Genomic DNA, 437 nt, shown 5'->3' on the forward strand with positions numbered 1-437 from the left:
AAATTGATGAAGTGAAAAGCCGATTGCCTCATTCGGAAGAAAGTCATACTTTTCATGGTAGAGATGTTTATGCATACAATGGTGCGAGATTAGCTGCAAATAAGATAGCGTTTGAACGTCTCGGTCAGGCAATTAATGTTGATAGTATTGAGGCATTAGAAATAAGAGAAGTGACAAAAAATGAGGATTCTGTTACAGGAAGCATTGATATTTTAGATATCAGATTTGGGTCATTATGGACAAATATTCCATTGGCATTCTTAAAATCCTTGGAAATTGTTCATGGTAATAATTTGGTGGTAACAATTTATCATCAAGATAAGAAAGTCTATCAAAATATTATTAAATTTGCGCGATCGTTTGCAGATGTTAATGTGGGTGAACCTCTTGTGTATGTTAACTCGCTAGTAAATATTGGTGTAGCAGTCAATCAAGAC

At 34.3% G+C, this 437-nt stretch carries 1 protein-coding gene; it reads left to right on the forward strand.

Going from position 1 to position 437, the window contains the following annotated elements; all coding sequences use genetic code 11:
* Positions 1-437 (forward strand): SAM hydroxide adenosyltransferase (locus tag A6F49_RS17430; protein WP_201120342.1); only part of this gene is annotated, 437 nt, incomplete at both ends.

It is taken from the genome of Enteractinococcus helveticum (genome assembly GCF_001657475.1).
Taxonomy (GTDB): Bacteria; Actinomycetota; Actinomycetes; order Actinomycetales; family Micrococcaceae; genus Yaniella; species Yaniella helvetica.